The organism is Streptomyces sp. NPDC051582 (assembly GCF_040681715.1).
Lineage (GTDB): Bacteria > Actinomycetota > Actinomycetes > Streptomycetales > Streptomycetaceae > Streptomyces.
Genome location: NZ_JBFAZJ010000098.1, coordinates 1 through 2,010 on the forward strand (window position 1 = coordinate 1; position 2,010 = coordinate 2,010).

The 2,010-nt window shown below is 68.3% G+C and carries 2 protein-coding genes and 1 pseudogene; 1 reads left to right on the plus strand and 2 read right to left on the minus strand.

Features of this window, described 5'->3' with window-relative positions; all coding sequences use genetic code 11:
* Window positions 1-90, minus strand: a pseudogene (locus tag AB0M92_RS39205) (FAD-dependent oxidoreductase); the annotation flags it as partial.
* An 856-nt stretch (window positions 91-946) separates the two neighbouring features.
* On the opposite strand from AB0M92_RS39205, the gene AB0M92_RS39210 reads away from it, so the two are divergent.
* The gene (locus tag AB0M92_RS39210; RefSeq protein ID WP_366107181.1) at window positions 947-1,204 is read left to right on the plus strand and encodes a hypothetical protein; all 258 of its coding nucleotides are present in this window, start codon (window positions 947-949) and stop codon (window positions 1,202-1,204) included.
* Between the two features lie 82 nt (window positions 1,205-1,286).
* On the opposite strand, the gene AB0M92_RS39215 is transcribed toward AB0M92_RS39210, so the two are convergent.
* Window positions 1,287-1,517 (minus strand): hypothetical protein, encoded by a 231-nt coding sequence (locus AB0M92_RS39215; RefSeq protein ID WP_366107182.1) that lies wholly within the window; start codon window positions 1,515-1,517, stop codon window positions 1,287-1,289.
* Between the last annotated feature and the right edge of the window lie 493 nt (window positions 1,518-2,010).

Sequence of the window (2,010 nt, forward strand, 5' to 3'; positions counted from 1 at the left end):
TACGGTCCGCAGTCCGTGCCGGGCCGCCCGCCAGGCGGTGACCAGGCCGATGATCCCGCCCCCGACGACGAGGACGTCGGACCCGGAGGACGCGGTCCGCTTCGCTCCCCGGCCCTGGGCCCGCTTCGCGGGCGGCTGGCAACGAACGAGGGTAGCTGGCCTCGGTCGTGGCCTGCTCCACTGCACTTTGGTAACTCTCCGTCAAAAATTTAGAGGCACGGGTCTGGCAAGCCCCATCAGACCGGTACCTGCAGCCGGCGAGAGGTGCAGGGACCACGGTGACGCTCCCCCGGGCGAACATCGGAACCGGGCCCCAGAGAACCCCTGACCGCCCGTCTCCCGGCCTACCACCAGCGGGAATCCCCTTAGCGCCAGGAGCGGTGTAACGCAGCCCCACAGGAACGTACAGCGCTCCGCTAGTTGAGGCCAAGGCGCCAAGAACCACCAAAACACACCAACTTGACGACCAATCAGGTCTCGTACAGAAATTCAACACGTCGCACAAAGAAATTTGGCTGGCCTCCAATAAACCCCCGAAAAAAACTCAAAACCCGCACCCCCAGACCCCGAAAAAATTCGCGTCCGTCCACAAGGCCATCAACACACTCGAAGACTTCGGGACCAGCGCAGCCGGACCGGGGCAGTGCGCAGCGCCGTGCCAAGGGCTTCGCGAATCTGAGCGATCGACGCACTAACCCGCTTCGAGACCGCAGCTGCAACAGGGCTTGCGGAGCTAACCCGCACACGGTCCAACCTCATCCCACGACGGCCGACTCCCGTGCCCAGGCGCCCCGTCAAGTTCTCGCGAATCCATGCCAGAGGGCCTCTGAACAGGCACGGAACGAATATTCGCGAGAACTCGACCCCGGCCGCGCTCGCTCGCACAGTTGCCCTCGTTCCGCCCCACCCACCTCGGCACAACGCCGGCTCCTACGAGAGGAACACCATGACCACCACCAGCACGACAGCGATCCCCACCGCCCAGACCGAGGCGGCCTCGACCACAGAGACCACCACCCAGCAGCTGGCCCGCCTGCGACGGCAGCGCGACGCCCTCATCGCAGTACTCGGCGCCGTCTTCGCGATCGGCGCGCTCCTCGCGGTACGAATCGCACCGTCCTGGGCCAACCCCGTAGCCACCGGTCTGAGCACCGCCGGCGTATACGCAGCCGTCGTTGTCCCCTACCTCCTCCGACGCCGCTGAGTCATACACAGCTACGAAACCAGTCTGGCGAAGGCCCAAGGCGCCGACAGCTCGCATTTGTCGGCGCCGGGCGGCCCCGGCGTCATCGGCGGCGCAGGGCGAACGCCACGCCGAACGCGGCGGCCAGCGCCGAAGCCACCCCGCCCACGGCGCCGATCGTCCCGGCCAGGGAGCGGTGCACCACGCACAGGTAGCCCGTGGCGCCCAGGACCAGGACGACGACGATCCCCACGACCAGGAGCAACACGGGGTCGGTGTTCGGGGACTGCGGGGCCGGCTGGTGCTGGGGCTGCTGGTCGATGGTGCAGGACATGAGGGGTTCCCTCCCGTTGTGGTCAGCGGACGATCCGCAGGTTGCGACGCGGAGCACCTACGCAACCTCTGGCGCTGCAGCTAGACAGCCAGCAGGCCACTGAGTGACAACCTGGTTATGGGGTGGATGAGCCAAGAAGTTCACATAGGCCAGACTCGCGGGATGATCGAGCGCCGCCCCCTGGGCACTGGCCCCCGCCCCACTACTCCCCCGGTGCCCTCGGCCGCCCGCCGGCCCCGTCTGGCCGCCGAGTTGGCCGAGCCGACCCCCGGGGACCCGGGCGCACCCGCACAGCCCGCCACCGCCCTCGGCCGGCGCCCTCTGGGATCCGGCTCCGCGGGCGGCGGACAACCGACGCCCGGACCGGGCCGGAGTTACCGGTTCCTAGGCGCTGCGCGCCTAGTGACCTGGTTTTGAGGTCGTGGGTCGCCACGTGAGGCGTCCCCTGTTTCAGATTGCGGTGTTCGCCCGCGGCAGAGCGGGGGTTCGCGCT

Excerpts from the sequence above, each read along its gene's own strand:
- AB0M92_RS39215 (WP_366107182.1), bottom strand. The coding sequence starts at position 1,517 with ATGTCCTGCACCATCGACCAGCAGCCCCAGCACCAGCCGGCCCCGCAG.
- AB0M92_RS39210 (WP_366107181.1), top strand. The coding sequence starts at position 947 with ATGACCACCACCAGCACGACAGCGATCCCCACCGCCCAGACCGAGGCG.